Source organism: uncultured Streptomyces sp., assembly GCF_947488945.1.
Classification (GTDB): domain Bacteria; phylum Actinomycetota; class Actinomycetes; order Streptomycetales; family Streptomycetaceae; genus Streptomyces.
Genome location: NZ_CANLBS010000011.1, coordinates 44193 through 64306 on the forward strand (window position 1 = coordinate 44193; position 20114 = coordinate 64306).

Annotated in this window: 16 protein-coding genes; 9 read left to right on the forward strand and 7 right to left on the reverse strand. The window is 73.8% G+C overall.

The features are described 5' to 3' along the window. Positions 1–28: 28 nt before the first annotated feature. Positions 29–2548, reverse strand: coding sequence for an ATP-dependent helicase HrpB (hrpB, locus tag Q0994_RS18860; protein ID WP_299536305.1), 2520 nt, complete (start codon positions 2546–2548; stop codon positions 29–31). Positions 2549–2617: 69 nt separating this feature from the next. Then, entirely contained in the window at positions 2618–3430 is an 813-nt protein-coding gene (locus Q0994_RS18865; protein ID WP_299536308.1) for a class I SAM-dependent methyltransferase, read from the reverse strand. 423 nt (positions 3431–3853) lie between these two features. On the opposite strand from Q0994_RS18865, the gene rpsA reads away from it, so the two are divergent. Further along, complete coding sequence (gene rpsA / locus Q0994_RS18870; protein ID WP_299536310.1) at positions 3854–5368, forward strand: 30S ribosomal protein S1; 1515 nt, start codon at positions 3854–3856, stop codon at positions 5366–5368. A gap of 119 nt (positions 5369–5487) precedes the next feature. Here the strand turns inward: rpsA and Q0994_RS18875 are convergent, their stop codons facing one another. After that, positions 5488–6441, reverse strand: coding sequence for a right-handed parallel beta-helix repeat-containing protein (locus tag Q0994_RS18875; RefSeq protein WP_299536312.1), 954 nt, complete (start codon positions 6439–6441; stop codon positions 5488–5490). A 343-nt stretch (positions 6442–6784) separates the two neighbouring features. Here Q0994_RS18875 and Q0994_RS18880 point away from each other — a divergent pair, with 343 nt between their 5' ends. From Q0994_RS18880 to Q0994_RS18895, 4 genes are all read left to right on the forward strand, one after another. Next, a complete protein-coding gene (locus tag Q0994_RS18880) occupies positions 6785–8308 on the forward strand; it encodes an FAD-dependent oxidoreductase (RefSeq protein ID WP_299536764.1) in 1524 nt (507 codons plus the stop codon). 120 nt (positions 8309–8428) lie between these two features. After that, positions 8429–9367, forward strand: a complete 939-nt coding sequence (locus Q0994_RS18885; RefSeq protein ID WP_299536313.1) for a PAC2 family protein — start codon at positions 8429–8431, stop codon at positions 9365–9367. Between the two features lie 133 nt (positions 9368–9500). Continuing rightward, on the forward strand, positions 9501–10100 hold the full coding sequence (coaE, locus tag Q0994_RS18890; RefSeq protein WP_299536315.1) for a dephospho-CoA kinase: 600 nt from the start codon (positions 9501–9503) through the stop codon (positions 10098–10100). An 87-nt stretch (positions 10101–10187) separates the two neighbouring features. Next, the gene (locus Q0994_RS18895) at positions 10188–10559 is read left to right on the forward strand and encodes a tetratricopeptide repeat protein (protein WP_299536317.1); all 372 of its coding nucleotides are present in this window, start codon (positions 10188–10190) and stop codon (positions 10557–10559) included. A gap of 55 nt (positions 10560–10614) precedes the next feature. Here the strand turns inward: Q0994_RS18895 and Q0994_RS18900 are convergent, their stop codons facing one another. Both Q0994_RS18900 and Q0994_RS18905 read right to left on the reverse strand, forming a co-directional pair. Next, entirely contained in the window at positions 10615–10962 is a 348-nt protein-coding gene (locus Q0994_RS18900; RefSeq protein WP_299536318.1) for a DUF6343 family protein, read from the reverse strand. A 73-nt stretch (positions 10963–11035) separates the two neighbouring features. Then, complete coding sequence (locus Q0994_RS18905; RefSeq protein ID WP_299536320.1) at positions 11036–11392, reverse strand: hypothetical protein; 357 nt, start codon at positions 11390–11392, stop codon at positions 11036–11038. Between the two features lie 201 nt (positions 11393–11593). On the opposite strand from Q0994_RS18905, the gene Q0994_RS18910 reads away from it, so the two are divergent. The 3 genes from Q0994_RS18910 to Q0994_RS18920 all read left to right on the forward strand — a co-directional run bounded on the left by Q0994_RS18910 (position 11594) and on the right by Q0994_RS18920 (position 17035). Beyond that, complete coding sequence (locus tag Q0994_RS18910) at positions 11594–12526, forward strand: slipin family protein (protein WP_299536322.1); 933 nt, start codon at positions 11594–11596, stop codon at positions 12524–12526. A gap of 238 nt (positions 12527–12764) precedes the next feature. Next, positions 12765–15719: a DEAD/DEAH box helicase gene (locus Q0994_RS18915; protein WP_299536324.1), complete on the forward strand. Its 2955-nt coding sequence runs from the start codon at positions 12765–12767 to the stop codon at positions 15717–15719. Then, entirely contained in the window at positions 15716–17035 is a 1320-nt protein-coding gene (locus Q0994_RS18920) for an SWIM zinc finger family protein (RefSeq protein WP_299536326.1), read from the forward strand. The genes Q0994_RS18915 and Q0994_RS18920 overlap by 4 nt, the downstream gene beginning before the upstream one ends. Before the next feature lie 123 nt (positions 17036–17158). On the opposite strand, the gene Q0994_RS18925 is transcribed toward Q0994_RS18920, so the two are convergent. Continuing rightward, positions 17159–17467, reverse strand: a complete 309-nt coding sequence (locus Q0994_RS18925; protein ID WP_299536328.1) for a hypothetical protein — start codon at positions 17465–17467, stop codon at positions 17159–17161. A 184-nt stretch (positions 17468–17651) separates the two neighbouring features. On the opposite strand from Q0994_RS18925, the gene Q0994_RS18930 reads away from it, so the two are divergent. Beyond that, a complete protein-coding gene (locus Q0994_RS18930; RefSeq protein WP_299536330.1) occupies positions 17652–18383 on the forward strand; it encodes a hypothetical protein in 732 nt (243 codons plus the stop codon). Between the two features lie 498 nt (positions 18384–18881). On the opposite strand, the gene Q0994_RS18935 is transcribed toward Q0994_RS18930, so the two are convergent. Further along, complete coding sequence (locus Q0994_RS18935; RefSeq protein ID WP_299536332.1) at positions 18882–20093, reverse strand: pyridoxal phosphate-dependent aminotransferase; 1212 nt, start codon at positions 20091–20093, stop codon at positions 18882–18884. Positions 20094–20114: the final 21 nt, after the last annotated feature.

A 20114-nucleotide genomic window follows, 5' to 3' on the forward strand; every position in this document is an offset into this window, starting at 1 on the left:
CTCGCGTACGTCGGCCCGGCGCGGCCGGTCAGCCCCGCGCGGCCCGCGCCGAGGTGTGGCGGGTCGCCGCGACCGTCGAGGGGTCCTGCGGCCACGGGTGCTTCGGGTACCGGCCGCGCAGCTCCGCCCGGACCGCCTGGTAGCCGTCGCGCCAGAACGAGGCCAGGTCGGCGGTGACCGCCGCCGGTCGGCCCGCCGGTGACAGCAGGTGCACCAGCACCGGCACCCCCGCCACCCGCGGCGTCTCGGCCAGCCCGAACAACTCCTGGAGTTTCACGGCCAGTACGGGCTGCTCGCCGCCGTAGTCCAGCCGGATCCGCGAGCCGCTGGGCACCTCGATCCGCTCCGGCGCCAGCTCGTCCAGCCGGGCCGCCTCGCCCGTCGCCCACGGCAGCAGCCGGCGCACCGCCTGGGCCGCGTCGATCCGGCCCAGGTCGTCCCGGCGGCGGGCGCGCGAGAGTTCCGGCTCCAGCCACTCGTCCGCCCGCTCCAGCAGCGCCGGGTCCGAGACGTCCGGCCACGGCGGCCCCAGCACCCGGTGCAGGAACGCCAGCCGGGCCCGCAGCTGCGCCCCGTCGCGGGACCACCGCAGGAGCCCGGCGCCCTCCCGGCGCAGCCCCTCCAGCAGCGCCGCGCGGACCTGGTCCGGGTCGGGACGCTTCAGCGGGCGCACGGTCAGCTCGACGGCGCCGAGCCGGTCCACCGACCGGGCCAGCACGTCCCCGTCGGCCCACCGGACCTCCTCGCCCCGGAACCGCAGATGCCCGGCCGCGCGCAGCGCGGTGGCCTCGTCGACCACCGCCGCCAGCCGCACCCGGGCGGCGGCCGCGTGCGCCGGCCGGTCGGCGACGGCGACCGCCAGCCACGGCGCGCTGCGCAGCCGCGACCCCTCGCCGAGTTCCGCGCCGGTGCCCGAGGCCATCAGGAACGCGCCGTCGCCGCGGGCGCGGGCGACGCGCTCGGGGAACGCCAGCGCGGCGACCAGGCCGACCGCCGCGTCGTCGCCCGGCGCCGCGTCCGGGCCCCGTCCGGATCCCCTGCCGTCGGTGCCGAGGGCCGAGGTGAGGCGGCGCACCTCGCGCTGCCAGCGCGCCGCGTAGCCGTCCTGTCCGCGCCGGGCGGTGCGCAGGGCGGCCGCCAGGTCGTCGCCGTAGTCGCGGGGCGGTTCCTCGCCGAGCAGCGCGACCACCTCGGCGGTGCGCCGGCCGCCGATCTCCGCGGCCCCGTCGAGCAGGGCGCGGGCCAGCCGCGGATGCAGGCCGAGCCTCGACATGCGGACCCCGCGCCCGGTGGCCCTACCGTCGGCGTCCACCGCGCCGACGGCCGTCAGCACCTCGCGGGCGGCGGCCATCGCCCCGGCGGGCGGCGGGTCGAGCAGGGCGAGCCCGGAGGCGTCCGGGTCGCCCCAGCAGGCGGCGGCGAGGGCGAACGCCGCCAGGTCGGCGACGGCGATCTCCGGCGACGGGAAGCGGGCGAGCCGCCCGTCCTCGGCCTGCGTCCAGCACCGGTAGACGGTCCCCGGCGCCTCGCGGCCCGCACGTCCGGCCCGCTGGCGGCCGGCGGCCTGCGAGGCGCGCACGGTGGTCAGGGCGCTCAGCCCGCGGGCGTGGTCGGTGCGCGGCTCGCGGGCCAGCCCGCAGTCCACCACGACGCGGACGCCCGGCACCGTCAGCGAGGACTCCGCGACCGACGTCGCCAGCACCACCCGGCGCCGGCCGTCCGACCCGGCCAGCACCGCGTCCTGCACGGCGGCCGGGGCCCGCCCGTGCACCTGGAGGACCTCCGCACCGGCACCGGAGAGCTGCCCGGCCACCCGGCCGATCTCGCCGACGCCGGGCAGGAAGCACAGGACGTCCCCGGTGCGCTCGGCGAGCGCCCGGCGGACGGTCGCGGCGACGTGCGCCAGCAGCGCCGGATCGACCCGCATCCCGTGCGGCGGCCGTACGGGGGCCGGCGGCGGGGCCCAGACCACCTCCACCGGGTGGGAGACGCCGTGCGCCTCGACGACCGGCGCGTCGCCCAGCAGCCGGGACCAGCCCCCGGCGTCGGTGGTGGCGGACGCGGCGACCAGCCGCAGGTCGGGCCGGAGGGTGGCGCGCACGTCCAGGAGGAACGCGGCCGCGGTGTCGGCGTCCAGGTGGCGCTCGTGGCACTCGTCGAGGATCACCGCGTCGACGCCGGTCAGCTCCTGGTCGCGCTGGAGCCGCTGGAGCAGCACGCCCGTGGTCACCACCTCGACCACGGTGTGCGGGCCGACCGCCCGCTCGCCGCGCACGGTGAAGCCGACCGAGCCGCCCGGCTGCTCGCCGAGCAGCCACGCCATCCGGCGGGCGGCGGCGCGGGCGGCGATCCGGCGGGGTTCGGCGACCAGCACCCGGCGGACCGGGCCGCCGCCGGTCAGCCCGGCCAGTTCCAGCGGCACCAGGGTCGTCTTGCCGGTCCCGGGCGGCGCGCACAGCACGGCGACGCCCCGCCCGTCGAGCGCCCGCCGCAGGGCGGGGACGGCGGAGCGTACGGGCAACTGGTCCAGGGCGGCGGTACGGATCACGTCCCCAGTGTCCACCGCCGGGTGCCGGGCGCCGCCCGGCACCCGGCGGTGGACGGCGGCACGCGGTGATCAGTCGCGGACGCAGACGAAGATCGCGGTGCCGGGGATCAGATGGCCGCGCAGCGGGGACCAGCCGCCCCACTCCTGGTCGTTCCAGTCGGGCCACTCCGGCTCGACGAGGTCCAGCAGTCGGAAGCCGCCGGCCACCACGTCGCGCACCCGGTCGCCGAGCGTGCGGTGGTGCTCGACGTACACGGCGTCGCCGCTTTCGTCCTGCTCGACGTAGGGGACCCGGTCGAAGTACGAGGCGGCGACGGACAGGCCCTCGGGGCCCGGCTCGTCGGGGAACGCCCAGCGGATCGGGTGCGTCACGGAAAAGACCCACCGGCCGCCGGGCCGCAGCACCCGGTGGACCTCGCGGAAGACGCGGACCGGGTCGGCGACGAACGGGATCGCCCCGTAGGCGGAGCAGGCCAGGTCGAAGGAGCCGTCGCGGAAGGGGAGGACTCCGGCGTCGGCCTCCACCAGCGGCACGTCGCCGCCGATCCGCAGCGCGTGCTGGAGCTGGCGGTGCGAGAGGTCGAGCGCCACCGGCCGGGCGCCCCGCGCCGCGAGCCAGCGGGAGCACTGCGCGGCTCCGGCGCCGATCTCCAGGACGTCCCGGCCGCGCAGCGAGCCGGCCGGGCCGAGCAGCCCGGCGTCCGCCTCGTCGAGCCCCTCCGGGCCCCAGACGAACCGGTCGTCGCCGAGGAAGGAGCCGTGGTCGCTCTGGTACTCGTCGGCGTTGCGGTCCCACCACCCCCGGCTCGCCCTGCTGCTCTCGTCCTCGCCGGCGGTGCGGCGGGTCGCTTCGGGTTCTGTCCCACGGGTCTCTTGGCTCATCGTGTCCGTCGTTGTAGTTTGCCTTCACCCACCGCGCACGGCGGGTCTCTCCCGGGAGGCCGCGGCCGCGTGCCGGAGGCCGGCCGTGCCGCGGCGACGCGCGCGCGAAACCTGTGTCCCGGGGCCGACGCGGTCTCGCAGAAGCTGAGTTGTGCCGGAACGGGCGGTTGCGCCCCGGGTGTGCGCCTTCGCGCATTGACCCTGTCCGGCTGTCCCCGTATGCTACAAGTTGCGCTGCGAGCCTGCGCGCCTCAGACCTAGCAGGCCGCGCTCGCGTCTGTTGCATGCTCCTCGGTTGTCGAGGCGCCTCCCCGCTTCCGCGGGACAGGTGCTTTCCAGGCTGTCCGGCTTCTGCAGAGGCGATACGGGCTTTCGGCGTAGCAGTACCTACGACTCACTGTCCGTACCGGAGCCCTTTCCCACATGACGAGCAGCACCGAGACCACCGCCACCACTCCGCAGGTTGCGGTCAACGACATCGGCGACGCGGACGCGTTCCTCGCGGCGATCGACGAGACGATCAAGTACTTCAACGACGGCGACATCGTTGACGGTGTGATCGTCAAGGTTGACCGGGACGAGGTTCTCCTCGACATCGGTTACAAGACCGAAGGTGTCATCCCGAGCCGCGAGCTCTCGATCAAGCACGACGTCGACCCGAACGAGGTCGTCAAGGTCGGCGACGAGATCGAAGCCCTTGTTCTCCAGAAGGAGGACAAGGAAGGCCGCCTGATCCTCTCGAAGAAGCGCGCCCAGTACGAGCGCGCCTGGGGCACCATCGAGAAGATCAAGGAAGAGGACGGCATCGTCACCGGTACCGTCATCGAGGTCGTCAAGGGTGGTCTCATCCTCGACATCGGCCTCCGTGGCTTCCTGCCGGCGTCCCTCGTCGAGATGCGTCGTGTCCGCGACCTCCAGCCCTACGTGGGCAAGGAGCTCGAGGCCAAGATCATCGAGCTGGACAAGAACCGCAACAACGTGGTCCTGTCCCGCCGCGCCTGGCTCGAGCAGACCCAGTCCGAGGTGCGCCAGACGTTCCTCACGACCCTCCAGAAGGGTCAGGTCCGCTCCGGCGTCGTTTCCTCGATCGTCAACTTCGGTGCCTTCGTGGACCTGGGTGGCGTCGACGGTCTCGTGCACGTCTCCGAGCTGTCCTGGAAGCACATCGACCACCCGTCCGAGGTTGTCGAGGTCGGCCAGGAAGTCACCGTCGAGGTCCTCGACGTCGACATGGACCGCGAGCGCGTCTCCCTGTCGCTCAAGGCGACGCAGGAAGACCCGTGGCAGCAGTTCGCCCGGACGCACCAGATCGGCCAGGTCGTCCCGGGTAAGGTCACCAAGCTCGTTCCCTTCGGTGCGTTCGTGCGCGTCGACGAGGGCATCGAGGGTCTGGTCCACATCTCCGAGCTGGCCGAGCGCCACGTGGAGATCCCGGAGCAGGTCGTCCAGGTCAACGACGAGATCTTCGTCAAGGTCATCGACATCGACCTGGAGCGCCGCCGCATCAGCCTCTCGCTGAAGCAGGCCAACGAGTCCTTCGGCAGCGACCCGGCCTCGGTCGAGTTCGACCCGACCCTCTACGGCATGGCCGCGTCCTACGACGACCAGGGCAACTACATCTACCCCGAGGGCTTCGACCCCGAGACCAACGACTGGCTCGAGGGCTTCGAGTCCCAGCGCGAGGTCTGGGAGACGCAGTACGCCGAGGCGCAGCAGCGCTTCGAGCAGCACCAGGCCCAGGTCATCAAGTCCCGCGAGGCCGACGAGGCCGCCGCTGCCGAGGGCGCTGCCGCCCCGGCCGGCGCCCCGGCTGCCTCCGGCGGCGCCGGTGGCGGCGGCGGCTCGTACTCCTCGGAGTCGGCGGACAACTCCGGCGCCCTGGCGTCGGACGAGGCCCTGGCCGCGCTGCGCGAGAAGCTCGCCGGCGGCCAGAGCTGACGCTCTGACCACAGTTGCTGACGGACAGCGGCAGCGGTAGGTACACCGTGAGGCCCGTCCCCTTCGGGGGGCGGGCCTCACGCGTGTGCCCCGACGGGCCGGGGCGGGTCCGGGAGGGCTCAGGGGGTCACGGCGATGTCGGTGAGCCCGTTGCCGCCGGTGACGGTGTTGTCGGCGTACACGGTCGTCGGGCAGCCCGCGCTGTTCGCGGTGACGTGGACGGCCAGCCGGTCCGGGCCGGTCGCCCCGGTCAGGTCGGACCGGTTGCCCCGGAAGACCGTGCCGCAGCCCCAGCCGGGCTGCTGGGTGTGGGTCTCGTAGCCGTTGTTGGTCGTGGCGGTTCCGCTGTTGTTCTCCACCAGCACGCCGTTGCCCTTCACGTCGACCCAGGAATCGTCGTAGTTCGCGCCGGTCAGCCCGGTGCCGTCGAAGGTGTTGCCGGCGATCCGCGCACCGGTGGTGCCCTCCTTGATGTCGACGTTCTCCCCGCCGACTGCGGGCCCGATCGTGTTGCCGAGGATCTGCGCCCGGTCGCTCCGGTCGGTGAGATCGCCGGCCGTGCCGACGTAGACGCCCTCGCCCATGCCCCGGCCGTCCTGCCCGGTGTGGTGGATGCGGGAGTCGCGCAGGACGCCGTCCTTGCTGGACTTGCGGAAGTGCACGCCCTCCATGTCGAGGTCGTGGACGGTCACCGACTCGATGACCACCCCGTTCGCCGCGTCGGTCACGATGCCTTTCTGGCCGCCGGTGACGGTGACGCCCCGCACGGTCCAGTAGGAGGCGCCGTTGAGATGCAGGCCGTAACCGCCTCCGGCGGTGAGCACCGCCCCGGCGGATCCGGTGAGGGTGATCCGGGCCGCGGCGGTGCCGGGGACGAGCGCCTTGAAGTTCCCGGTGTACGTGCCGTCCGCCAGATGGATCGTGTCGCCCGGGGCGACCGCGAGCAGGGCCGCCTTCAGCTGGGACGCGGTCGAGACGTCGAGGACCGCGGCGGTGCGGGCCTGGGCGGGAGCGGGCGCGAGGCCGGCGGCGGCCGTGGCCAGCAGGACGGCGAGCAGGGTGCGGGTGCGCATGGGGGTGCCTTCCCGTGAGGATGCGGGGGGTGTCCGGTGCGGGAGCGGGGCTTCAGGGGCGGGGGCGTGAACGCGTGCCCGGTGAACGTAGGAGCGCGCGCACCGGGTGTCAAGGTCTGGACCAATGGGGGTCCGGGGCGCGGAGGGAACGGAAACGTGTGGGATACACGAGTAACTGACGGCTCGTAACACGCCCTTGTCAGGATCCGGGCGACAACGTGATCACCAGAGGAGCCGGGACATGTCTTCCACGCTCAGCACGCCCAACTCCGAATCGCCCGCCACCGGTTCGAGCCGTCGGAACTTCCTGCGCCAGGTCGGCGTGACCGGCGGAGCCGGCGCCATGTTCGCCACCATGGGCGCGCTCGGCCTCGCCCCGACCGCGCAGGCCGCGAGCCGCGAGCCCGCGTACCGCGCCCCCAGCAAGAGCGACTTCCACCTGGCGGGCCGCGCCGCAGCCCGGATCGTCATCGTCGGCGGAGGCATCGCAGGCCTCGCAGCCGCGTACGAACTGGGCAAGGCCGGTTACGACTGTACGGTCCTGGAGGCCCGGGACCGCACCGGCGGCCGGAACTTCACGGTCCGCGGCGGGGACTCCACCACCGACCTCTACGGGCACAAGCAGACCGCCGCGTTCAAGGACGGCGTCTACATGAACGCCGGCCCCGGACGCATCCCGCAGTGGATGGTCACCCTCGACTACTGCCGCGAACTCGGCGTGCCCGTCGAGGTGTTCACCAATGTCAACGCCAACGCCTACATCTACAACGAGAGTGCCGGCATGAAGGCCCCGGTGCGCTACCGCACCGCGAAGGCGGACGTGTACGGCTACGTCTCCGAACTGCTCGCCAAGGCCACCGACAAGGGCGCCCTGGACCGGCAGATCACCGCCGAGGACCAGGAGCGGCTGCTGGAGTTCCTGAAGGACTTCGGTGACATCGGCGACTCGCTCGCGTACACCGGCAGCCCGCGCCGCGGCTACACCGTGGACCCGGCGGCGGCCGGCACCCCCGGCGAGGTGCTCGGCGGGGTCCCCTCCGCCTCCGAGGTCTTCGCCAGCAACGTCGGCCGTTACTTCTCCTTCGAGTTCGAGTACGACCAGGCGATGCTGATGTTCCAGCCGGTCGGCGGCATGGACCGGATACCGGCCGCCCTCACCAGGGCGATAGGCAGCCGCCGCATCCGCACCGGCGCCGCCGTCACGAACATCGAGGACACCGCGCACGGAGTCACCGTCACCTACCGGCAGGACGGCCGCACCCGGGCCATCGAGGCGGACTACTGCATCGCCGCGCTGCCGCCCAACATCCTCGCCAAGACCTCCCACAACCTCGGCTCCGCCGTGCAGAGCGCGCTGGAGGCCTGCCGGCCGGCCTCGGCCGGCAAGATCGGCCTGGAGTACCGCAGCCGCTGGTGGGAGACGGACCACCGGATCTACGGCGGCATCACCGAGACCGACCTCGACCTGTCCCACATCTGGTACCCGTCCTACGGGCACAACGGCGACCGCGGTCTCATCGTCGGCTACTACAACTACGGCTCCCAGGCCGACTCCTACGCGGCCCTGCCTCCGAAGGAGCGGGAGAAGCGGGCCGTCGCCCAGGGCGTCAAGATCCACGGTGAGAAGTACCGCACCGAGCTCGCCGCGTCCTTCTCCCACCACTGGCGCCAGACCCCGCACCTGGAGACCGCCTGGCACTCGCTCTCCGGCGGCCCCGACGCCCCGGCGTTCGCCCCGCTCAACAAGGCGGCGGGCCGCGTCTACTTCGCCGGCGACTACCTCAGCCACACCGACGCCTGGCAGCACGGCGCCTTCACCTCGGCCCGCAAGGCGGTGACCGAACTCCACAGCCGCGTGCTGGCCTGACGGCCGGACCGGACCGGCGCGCCCGATCGCGCGTAACGGTCCGGTGAAAGGGGTACGGGCGGGGAATGCCCGTACCCCTTCGGGTGTTCTTCCCCATGAACACGAGGAGGAGCGGTAACCGTGCTTGATCCGCAGAGTCTGTACGAATGGGAGCCGGAAGGGCTGGCGGTCGTCGACATGGCGCTGGCCCAGGAGTCGGCCGGCCTGGTCATGCTCTACCACTTCGACGGGTACATCGACGCAGGTGAGACCGGCGAGCAGATCGTGGACGGGCTGCTGGACACGCTGCCCCACCAGGTGGTCGCGCGCTTCGACCACGACCGCCTCGTCGACTACCGTGCCCGGCGCCCCCTGCTGACGTTCAAGCGCGACCGCTGGAGCGCCTACGAGACCCCGACGCTCGACGTCCGGGTGGTCCAGGACGCCACCGGCGCCCCGTTCCTGCTGCTCTCGGGGCCCGAACCCGACGTCGAGTGGGAGCGTTTCTCCGCCGCCGTCGAGCAGATCGTGGAACGGCTCGGCGTCCGGCTGGCCGTCACCTTCCACGGCATCCCGATGGGCGTCCCGCACACCCGGCCGGTCGGCCTCACCCCGCACGGGAACCGGACCGACCTGATGCCCGGCCACCGCAGCCCGTTCGACGAGGCCCAGGTCCCCGGCTCCGCCGCCGCACTGGTGGAGTACCGCCTGACCGAGGCGGGCCACGACACGCTCGGCGTCGCCGCCCACGTGCCGCATTACGTCGCCCGCTCCTCCTACCCGGACGCCGCGCTCACCGCCCTGGAAGCCGTGACCGCCGCGACCGGCCTGGTGCTGCCGAGCGTCGGGCACGCCCTGCGCAACGAGGCGCTGCGCACCCAGACCGAGATCGAGCGCCAGATCGGCCAGGGCGACGACGAACTCGTCTCGCTGGTCGAGGGTCTGGAGCACAGTTACGACGCGATCGCCGGCGCCGAGACCCGGGGCAACCTGGTCGCCGAACCGGTCGACCTGCCCTCCGCCGACGAGATCGGTCAGGAGTTCGAGCGCTTCCTCGCCGAGCGCGAGGGCGATCTCTGAGGGCGATCCTCCGAGGGCGTCGCACGGCGTCCGTCGCGGTGCCCGGTCATGACGGCCGGGCACCGCGACGGACGCCGTCGTCGTCCCCGGACGGGGGAGACGCCCGCGGGGGCCAGGCCGTAGGCTGCGCCCCATGCTGAAGGTGGGCCTGACCGGCGGGATCGGCGCCGGCAAGAGTGAAGTGTCGCGGCTGCTCGTCTCGTACGGAGCCGTGCTGATCGACGCCGACCGGATCGCCCGCGAGGTCGTCGAACCCGGCAGCCCCGGCCTTGCCGCCGTCGTGGAGGAGTTCGGACCCGGCGTGCTCGCCGAGGACGGCTCGCTGGACCGCCCCGCGCTCGGCTCGGTCGTCTTCGCCGACCCGGACGCGCTCGCCGCGCTCAACGCGATCGTGCACCCGCTGGTCCGCGACCGTTCCGCCGCCCTGGAAGCCGAGGCGGACCCCGCCTCCGTGGTCGTCCACGACGTTCCGCTGCTCACCGAGAACGGACTGGCCCCGCTCTACGACCTGGTGGTGGTGGTCGACGCCACCCCCCGGACGCAGCTCGACCGGCTGGTACGGCTGCGCGGCATGACGGAGGCGGACGCCCGCGCGCGGATGGCCGCACAGGCCGACCGTGAGAAGCGGCTCGCCGTCGCCGACCTGGTGATCGACAACGACGGCTCCCTGGCACAGCTGGAGCCCCGGGTCCGGGCCGTGTGGGACGAACTGGTCCGGCGCGCCGCCGGCTGAACGCGGCCCCCCCGCACGCGAGGGGCCGCGGAACAGCTGACGACCGCCGGACGTTGAAACCGTGCGAGCGAAGGGAAGGATGAGTCCGTGCCCGAGAGGAACCCGGAAACCCATGTCATCGATTTCCGCGCGGCCGAGCAGTTGCTGGCCGCACGGGATCCACGCGGTGCGGTCAAGCTGCTCGACTCCGTGATCGCGGCCCACCCGGAGAACACCGCGGCCCGCCTGCTGCGCGCCCGCGCCTTCTTCGCCGCCGCCCAACTGCGCCCGGCCGAGCTGGAGTTCGAACTGGTCCTGGAGCGCGAGCCGGACAACGCGTTCGCGCACTTCGCGCTCGCCCGCACCTTCCAGCGGGCCGGCCGCGAGGAGCAGGCCACCCGGCACTTCCGGCTCGCCGCCGCGCTCGACCCGAACCCGGAGTACCTCAAGGCCGCGCGCTTCGACGACCGCGAGGGCTGACGGGGACGCCGCGCGCCCGGCGGCGTCCTCCCCGGCCGGGGAGGGGCCGGGGGTGTCACCGCTCCGGCGGCCGGGTCCCGTCCCGGTCGCCCGGCACCGGCTGTCGGCGGCCCCGCGCGCCGTCCTCGCGCACCGGTTCGTAAGGCGGGACGTCCCGGCCCGGCTGGAAGTGCGCGCCCTGCCTCATGTGGCGCACGATCAGTGCCAGGTCGGTCACGGTGACCGCCAGCAGCACCCCGCAGGCCGCCGCCCACCCGGGGCGGCCCGCCCAGACGAACGCGGCCAGTCCGAACAGGGCCCAGACCGCGGCCCACAGGCTCAGCCAGAGTCGCATCCGCAGCGGGCTGCGGGCGGTGACGGGTTCATTGCCGGTACGCATGGGCATCGCCTCACCCTCCAGCATGGACCCGCCCGCCCGCCGGTGTCACGCGTCCGGCAGGGGCGGCACCGGGACCCCGTCAGTGGATCGGCGCCCGTCAGTGGACGAAGGTGTAGCTCCGCCACGGCAGCGAGCGGGGGGCCTTCTCGTCGGAGAACGACCGGGAGACGTAGGTCGTCCCGCCGCCCGTGCAGTCGCGGGTGCGGTACAGCACCATGTCGACCAGCGAGCCGTTCTCGATCGCCTTCACCCCGGCCGGCGCCATCCGGTGGCAGCCGCGCACCGTCGGGCTCATCACGCTGATCTCCTTGTCCCGCTCGGTGACGTAGGTGATCGGTCCCACCGCCGTCCGGCCGAGCCCCGAGCAGCCCGACACGGCGAGCGCCAGGAGCACCGCGGCGGCTGCGGCGCGGGAGGGGGAGGGGCGGCGGCGTACGGGCGCGGTCACGGACATGGGCGGATCCTCGTCTGCTCGGCGTGCTGGCGTGGCCACCCTGCCCGCCCCGGCCTGCCCCGGCACCCGGAGGAAGCCGACCGGGCGACATCCGGCCCGACGGGTACCCCGCAGGGCTTCCCCCGACACACTCATCAGACATACCGTGTGATAAGGCAATCAATTGGGGCGTACGCGTCCCTGTCGCGTCAGGGGGCCGTCATGGTCCAGGAACTCGTGGTCGCGATCGTGGCGCTGCTCGCCGTGTGCGGCCTGTACGCCGCCGCGGCGGCGCGCGTCGTCAAGCAGTACGAACGGGGCGTGGTGCTGCGGCTCGGCAGACTCCGCGACGACGTCCGCGGCCCGGGGTTCACCATGGTGCTGCCGGGCATCGAGCGGCTCCGCAAGGTCAACATGCAGATCGTGACCCTGCCGGTGCCGGCCCAGGACGGCATCACCCGGGACAACGTCACGGTCCGGGTGGACGCCGTCATCTACTTCAAGGTGGTCGACGCGGCGAGCGCGCTGGTGAAGGTGGAGGACTACCGGTTCGCCGTCTCCCAGATGGCCCAGACCTCGCTGCGGTCGATCATCGGCAAGAGCGACCTGGACGACCTGCTCTCCAACCGGGAGAAGCTGAACGAGGGGCTGGAGCTGATGATCGACAGCCCGGCGGTCGGCTGGGGCGTGCAGATCGACCGGGTCGAGATCAAGGACGTCTCGCTGCCGGAGACGATGAAGCGCTCCATGGCGCGCCAGGCCGAGGCGGACCGTGAGCGGCGCGCCCGGGTCATCAACGCCGACGCCGAACTGCAGGCGTCGAAGAAGCTGGCCGAGGCGGCCGGCGAGATGTCCCGGCAGCCCGCGGCCCTCCAGCTGCGGCTGCTCCAGACCGTGGTCGCGGTGGCGGCGGAGAAGAACTCGACGCTGGTGCTGCCGTTCCCGGTGGAGCTGCTGCGCTTCCTGGAACGGGCCCAGCAGCCGCAGGCGGCGGGGGAACCGCGGGCGGCGCGGACGCCGGCGCCGGAACCCGCGCGCGGCGGACCGCGGGAGGCCGGGGACGCGGCGCGGACGTTGGACGGACGCGCCCCCGGGAACGGGACCGTGCCGTCACCCGACGTCGGGCCGGTCACCCGGCACCCGGTCGCGCACTGAGCCGCGGGCACCGCCGGAAGTGCCACAGCCCGGCCGGGGCCTCGGGGCCTCCGCCGGGCCGGTACGGCCCCGCCGACACTGCGGTCGGCACCTGCGGTCGGCACCTGCCACAGGGCGCGCCCACCCGGCCCGCCATCCGGCCCGCGCCGCCCTCGCCGGGACGGGTTGTCAGAGCCCCCGCCTAGACTCGACGCAGAGGAAGTGGCCAGGTGGGGGACAGGACGGGAGGGGGCGGGCGATGGCAGCGGGAGCCGTGTACGAACACGTCGACGCGCTGCTGCGGCGTGCCGCCGTCTTCCTGCCCGCCGAGGTGCCGCGCGACGGACGGGTCGCGTTCTGGGACCCGGGCGACGGGCCCTGGGACCCGGCGGACCACCTGCCGGCCGCGGGCGCTGCCGAGGCACCCGGGCCCGACGATCCGGCGGTCGGCGAGATCACCGTCGTGCGGCGGCACGGCGCGGACGGGGTGCGCGGACGCGCGGTCCCCGCGCTGCTGCTGTCCGTCGCCGACGCGCTGCCGCTGCTCGCGGCCGCCCGCGAGCGGACCACGGTCCACCCCGCCACCCGCTGCTGGGGGGCCGCCGCCCTGCACGCCCTCGGCCTGGTGGCGCGCGGCAGGCTGCTGCCCGGCCTGACCGCCGGCAGCCACGACGCCTGGCGGGCCGGGCCGCGCGACGCCGAGGACGTCGCCCATCTGCGGGCCGTCGCCGCCGCGCTGCCGCCCGAGGGGCACGCCGTCCCGCTGCCGGACACGACCCCGCTGCTGCTGCCCGAGCCGGTGCACCTGGTGGGCGCGTTCCTCGACGCGGTCGCCGACACACTGCCCCGCACACCCGCCGCCGCGTACGCCGTGGGGGCCCCGTTCGCCGCCCGCGAGGCCCAGTACCTGCCGGGGGCCGCCGCCTGGGCGGTCGAGGTCGCCTCCGGCCTCGACACGGGCGTGAAGGTCTCCCTGCGGCTCGACCTCTCCGCCTTCGAACTCTTCGACGCCTCCGACACCTACGCCCCCGATGCCCCCGACTCCGACGCCCACGCCTCCGACGGCACCGGGGGAACCGGCGCCCCCGCGACCGACCCCGCCCGGCGTCACGCGGCGGCCGCGATCGTCCAGGTGCACAGCCTCGCCGACCCCACGCAGGTCGCCGACGCCGCGGCGCTCTGGGCCGGCACGGCGGGGGAGGCGTTCGGGCCGCGCGCCCAGGTCGACGCGGTCCTCGCGCTGCGCCGGGCCGCCCGCGTCTGGGACCCGTTGGAACGCCTGCTCGACCAGCCGGTGCCCGACGTGCTCGCGGTCACCGAGGACGAGCTGTACGACCTCCTCGGGCCGGCCGGCACCCGGCTCGCCGACGCGGGCGTCGCGCTGCACTGGCCGCGCGAGCTGGCCCGTTCGCTCAGCGCCGCCGCGGTGGTCCGGACCGCCCCCGGATCCGCGACCGACGGCACCTCGTTCTTCGACGCGGAGAGCCTGTTCACCTTCGACTGGCAGCTCTCCCTCGGAGACGACGAGCTCACCGAGGCGGAGATGGACACCCTGGCCGAGGCGCACCGGCCGGTGGTGCGGCTGCGCGACCAGTGGGTGCTGGTCGATCCCGCGCTGGTGCGCAGGGCCCGCAAGCGCGAGCTGGGCCTGCTGGACCCGGTGGACGCCCTCGCCGTCGCCCTCACCGGCAGCGCGGAGGTGGACGGCGAGCACGTGCCCGCGGTACCCACCGGCGCGCTGGCCGCCCTGCGCTCCCGCATCCTCGACACCGACGCCACCCTGCCGCCCCCGCCCGGCCTGCACGCGACCCTGCGCGACTACCAGCTCCGCGGCCTGGCCTGGCTGGACCGGATGACGTCACTGGGGCTCGGCGGCTGCCTCGCCGACGACATGGGGCTCGGCAAGACCATCACCGTGATCGCCCTCCACCTGCACCGCGCCCACCCCGCCCCGACCCTCGTGGTCTGCCCCGCCTCCCTCCTCGGCAACTGGCACCGCGAGATCAACCGCTTCGCCCCCGGCGTCCCGGTCCGCCGCTTCCACGGCAGCGACCGCACCCTCGCCGCGCCCGGCGACGGCTTCGTCCTCACCACCTACGGCACCATGCGCACCAGCGCCGAGGAACTGGCCGCCCACACCTGGGGCCTGGTCGTCGCCGACGAGGCCCAGCACGTGAAGAACCCGCACTCCTCCACGGCCAAGGCGCTGCGCACCATCCCCGCGCCCGCCCGCGTCGCCCTCACCGGCACCCCCGTCGAGAACAACCTCTCCGAGCTGTGGGCCCTGCTCGACTGGACCACCCCCGGACTCCTCGGCCCCCTCAAGGCGTTCCGCGCCCGGCACGCCCGCATCGTCGAGAACACCGGCACCGCCGCGGGCCTCGGCAACGACGAGGCGGTCGACCGGCTCGCCCGGCTGGTCCGGCCGTTCCTGCTGCGCCGCAAGAAGTCCGATCCGGGCATCGCCCCCGAACTGCCGCCCAAGACCGAGACCGACCACCCCGTCTCCCTCACCCGCGAACAGGCCACCCTCTACGAGGCGGCGGTGCGCGAGACCATGACGCTCATCGAGGCGTCCGAGGGCATCGCCCGGCGCGGGCTGATCATGAAGCTGCTCGGCTCCCTCAAACAGATCTGCAACCACCCCGCGCAGTACCTGAAAGAGGACGCGGCCCGGCTGCACGGCCGGTCCGGGAAGCTCGCCCTGCTCGACGAGCTCCTGGACACGATCCTGTCCGAGGACGGCTCCGTGCTGATCTTCACCCAGTACGTCTCGATGGCCCGGCTGCTCTCCGCCCACCTGACCGCACGGGCGGTCCCCAGCCAGCTCCTGCACGGCGGCACGCCGGTGCCGGAGCGCGAGGCGATGGTCGACCGGTTCCAGGCGGGCGAGACGCCCGTCTTCCTGCTCTCCCTCAAGGCGGCGGGCACCGGCCTCAACCTCACCCGGGCCGCCCACGTCGTGCACTACGACCGCTGGTGGAACCCCGCGGTCGAGGAGCAGGCCACCGACCGCGCCTACCGCATCGGCCAGACCCAGCCCGTGCAGGTCCACCGGCTCATCGCCGAGGGCACCGTCGAGGACCGCATCGGCGAGCTGCTGGAGTCCAAGCGGGCCCTCGCCGACGCCGTGCTCGGCAGCGGCGAGGCCGCGCTGACCGAGCTGAGCGACCGCGATCTCGCCGACCTCGTCTCCCTGAGGAGGCCCGCGTGAGCCCGCGCCCCGCCGGCCCCCGCGCCGGAGCCCGCCCGGCCGCCCCGCAGGGGCCCCGCGCCCGGCCCGGACCCGACGGGCTGCGCCGCACCTTCGACGCGGTGCCCGCCCGCGCCACCGCCCCCGGCGAGCCGTTCGCCGCGAGCTGGTGGGGCCGGGCCTGGACCGACGCGCTGGAATCCCTCTCGCTGGACGACGCCCGCCTCGCCCGCGGCCGCGCGTACGCCGACGGGGGACACGTCGCCGCGATCACCGTGACGCCCGGCCGGGTCGTCGCGTACGTCCACGGCAGCCGGGCCCGCCCGTACCGCGTCGAACTGCGGTTGCGGACCTTCACCGAGAGCGGCTGGGACACCCTGCTCGACGCGGTGTCCGCCCGGCCCGGACACTTCTCCGCGCTGCTCGCCAAGGAGATGCCGCACGCCCTCGCGGACACCGCCGAGGCGGCCGGGGTGCGGCTGCTGCCGGCCGCCGACGACCTCGACCCCGCCTGCACCTGCCCCGACCGGGAAGTGCCCTGCAAGCACGTCGCGGCGCTCTGCTACCAGACCGCCCGGCTCCTCGACAGCGACCCGTTCGTGCTGCTGCTCCTGCGCGGCCGGGGCGAACGCGAACTCCTCGACGAACTGGCCCTGCGCAACGCCGAGCACGCCGCCCGCGAGCGGCCGGCCGCCCCCGCGACCCCCGGTGTCCCGGCCCGCGAGGCGCTCGCCGAGCGCTACCTGCCGCCGCTGCCGCCACCGCTGCCCGTAGAGCCGTATCCGGGCCGTCCGCCGTCCTACCCGGACCTGCCCGGCGCCCGCGACCCGCTCGCCCTGGACCAGCTCGCCACCGACGCGGCCGCGCGCGCCCACGCCGTGCTGACGACCGGCCGCGACCCGCTGGCGGGCTTCACCCGCTGGCAGGACGCGGTCCGGCTGGCCGCCGCCCGCCCCACCGCCGGGCTCACCGCGACCACCCGTGCCCTGTACCGCGAACTCGCTTACGCCACCGGCCGTGACACCACCGAGCTGGCGCGCGCCGTGGCCGCCTGGCGGCAGGGCGGCGCCGGCGGACTGGAGGTGCTGGAAGAGCCCTGGGACCCGCCGGCCGGCCCCTTCGACCGGGCCAGGCCCGCACTGGCGGCCGCCGGTCTGCCGAGGTTCCAGCCGTGGCGCAACCGCCTCGGCCACCCGGCCGGAACGCTCCAGCTCCGCTTCGGCCGCGACGGCCGCTGGTACGGCTACGAGTCCGACGCCGGGGCGGAGGACTGGTGGCCGCGCGGCGAGCCGGACCCCGACCCGGTCACCGCCCTCCGCGCCGTGCACGGCGGCTGACCGGAGCGGGCCGGAGCCTGCCCGGGGCAGGCGCGTGCCACCGGAGCCGCCCCGCTCGATCCCCGGCCCACTCACCGGATCGCGGGCCGGCTCCCGGCGGCTTCCGCCCCGTTCGCGCCCTGCTCACTTCCCGGCCAGGAACAGCAGCACGACGAGGAACACCGCGACGACCGGCAGCACGATCCACCGCAGGGTCCGCAGCGAGCTGTCCTCGTACTGCGTCATGGCCCCGCCCGCCCCGTGCGCGGTGGCCAGATGCTCGGCCGCCATGTCGTCGATCCGGCGCGTGGTCAGCAGGGACGGGGACCAGTCGCAGTGCGTGCAGACCAGGAAATCGCGGTAGGGCTCGTACGGGAAGTGGCGTTCGATGTTCACCGTGAAGACCCGGCCCGAGGCGTCGGCCGCGGTGAAGTGCCGCATCGGTGCGGGCATGGCGGTGCTCCCTTCCCGTTCCGGCGCCGTGGTCCCGCCCGGCCGCATCGGCCGTGCGGCGCACGCCGGTGGGGGGGCGCGGGGCGCACGGCGCGCGACTCTACCGGGTGCGCACCGGGCGAACTCCGGCGCGGGGCGGGTAAATCCGTGGCAGCCTCCGCCCGGCCGCTGCTAGCTTCCTCGCGTGGCGAAACTCAATCAGATCATCGCAGTGGAGAAGGGCGTCAAGTCCAAGGCGCACCAGGACCTCACGGCCGCCCACCACGGGCTCCAGAAGGCCGGGCTGCTCGCCGGGATCGCCCGCACCTACCAGCCCAAGGACGAGGAGGGCGAGCAGTTGCCGCCCGAGTCGACCCTGGTGCAGATCAAGGCCGAGGACGTGCTGCGGGACACCGCGGCGGCACTGACCCGGCTGTTCGACGTGACCGCCACCAAGGACTGGGCCAACTGCGAGGCCCGTGCCGACGTGCGGGTGGAGGGGCGGGTGCTCGTCGCCGACGTGCCGGTCTCCTATCTGCTGTTCCTGGAGAAGCAGTTGACGGACCTCGGCACGTTCGTCCGCAAGCTGCCGGTACTGGACGCCTCCGAGGCGTGGACGCAGGACCCCTCGACCGACTCCTGGAAGACGGAGCCGGTGAAGACGGTCCGCACCAGGAAGGTGCCCCGCAACCACGTGAAGGCGGAGGCCACCGAGAAGCACCCGGCACAGGTGGACGTCTACCACGAGGACGTGCCGATCGGTTACTGGACCACCGTGAAGTTCTCCGGGGCCCTGCCCGCGCGCCGGGTGCGGGAGTTGGTGGAGCGGGTGGAGAAGCTCCAGCAGGCCGTGAAGTTCGCCCGCGAGGAGGCCAACGGCGCGGAGGTCACCGACCGGAGGGTGGGCGACGCGGTATTCGGTTACCTCTTCGGGTGACCGACCATGGATTCCCCGGGCCGTCTTCAGACGGTCCGGGGTGCGCGAGGAGCGCAAGCTGACACTGAGGCTTGTCGTGAAGGACGCGGTTCCGGTGGAGGTTCGAGTCCTCCCTCCGGCACTCCCGACGCATCCGCGGTTCCCGCCGCCGGACGCGCACGGGCCGGAGTGGCCCAACGGGCAGAGGCAGACCGCGGTCAATCTCAGACTCTTGCTCCAGACTCAGCAGCAGCCGCCCATCGCCGGATCGACCGGGCCCGGGCCCACGAACGTCGACGTGCTGGTTCGAATCCAGCCCGCAGAGCTTCGATCTGCGGTGGTCCAAGGGCAGGACGCGACGTCATCATGACTGACCCGGACCCTTAAACGTGCCGGCGTGCCCACAGGGGCGGCACACCCAGGGCCCGGAGGCCGGCTACGCCTCCGGGCCCGCTCCCGTTCTCCCTCTCCGGCCGGAGGGCCTTGGGGCCGGACGGCCGGCGGCCCCCGCGGGCCCGCTCACTGCCGGTACCCCTCCAGGAAGCGGCCGATACGGCTGATCGCGGCGTCGAGATCGTCGGCGTGCGGCAGGGTGAGGATGCGGAAGTGGTCGGGGCGGGGCCAGTTGAAACCGGTGCCCTGCACCACCTGGATCTTCTCCCGCAGCAGCAGGTCGAGCACGAACTTCTCGTCGTCGACCAGCGGATGGACCTTCGGATCGATGCGCGGGAAGGCGTAGAGGGCGCCCTTCGGCTTGACGCAGGAGACGCCGGGGATCTCGTTCAGTTTCTGCCACGCCCGGTCCCGCTGCTCGCGGAGCCTGCCGCCGGGGGCTACCAGGTCCGCGATCGACTGCCGGCCGCCGAGCGCGGCCTGGATGGCGTACTGGGCCGGGGCGTTGGGGCAGAGCCGCATCGAGGCGAGGGTGGTGAGCCCCTCCAGGTAGTCGCGGGCGTGCTGCCGGGGGCCGGACACCACCAGCCAGCCCGAGCGGAAGCCGGCCACCCGGTAGGTCTTGGACAGCCCGCCGAAGGTCAGGCAGACCACATCGGGGGCGAGGACCGACACCGGGTGGTGGACGTGGTCGTCGTAGACGATCCGGTCGTAGATCTCGTCGGCGAAGACGAGCAGTCCGTGGCGGCGGGCGAGGTCGAGGACGCCTTCCAGGACCTCCTTCGGATAGACCGCGCCGGTGGGGTTGTTGGGGTTGATGATCACGATCGCCTTGGTGCGGTCGGTGATCTTCGACGCGATGTCCGCGACGTCGGGGTTCCAGTCGGCCGCCTCGTCGCAGGTGTAGTGCACCGCCTTGCCGCCCGCCAGCGTGACCACGGCCGTCCACAGCGGATAGTCCGGGCTCGGCACCAGCACCTCGTCGCCGTCCTCCAGGAAGGCCTGGACGGCCATCTGGATCAGCTCGGAGACGCCGTTGCCGAGGAACACGTCGTCCACGTCGACATCCGTCAGCCCCATCGCCTGATAGCGCTGGACGACCGCGCGCCGCGCCGACAGGATGCCGCGCGACTCGGTGTACCCGTGGGCCTGCGGCAGCATCCGGATCATGTCCTGGACGATCTCCTCCGGCGCCTCGAAACCGAAGAGCGCCGGATTGCCGGTGTTGAGGCGGAGCACGCTGTGGCCCGCCTCCTCCAGGGCGTCGGCCTGTTCGATGACCGGCCCCCGGATCTCGTAACAGACCTCGTTGAGCTTGCTGGACTGCCGGAACTCCATGCGCTGCCTCCCCGGGCGATT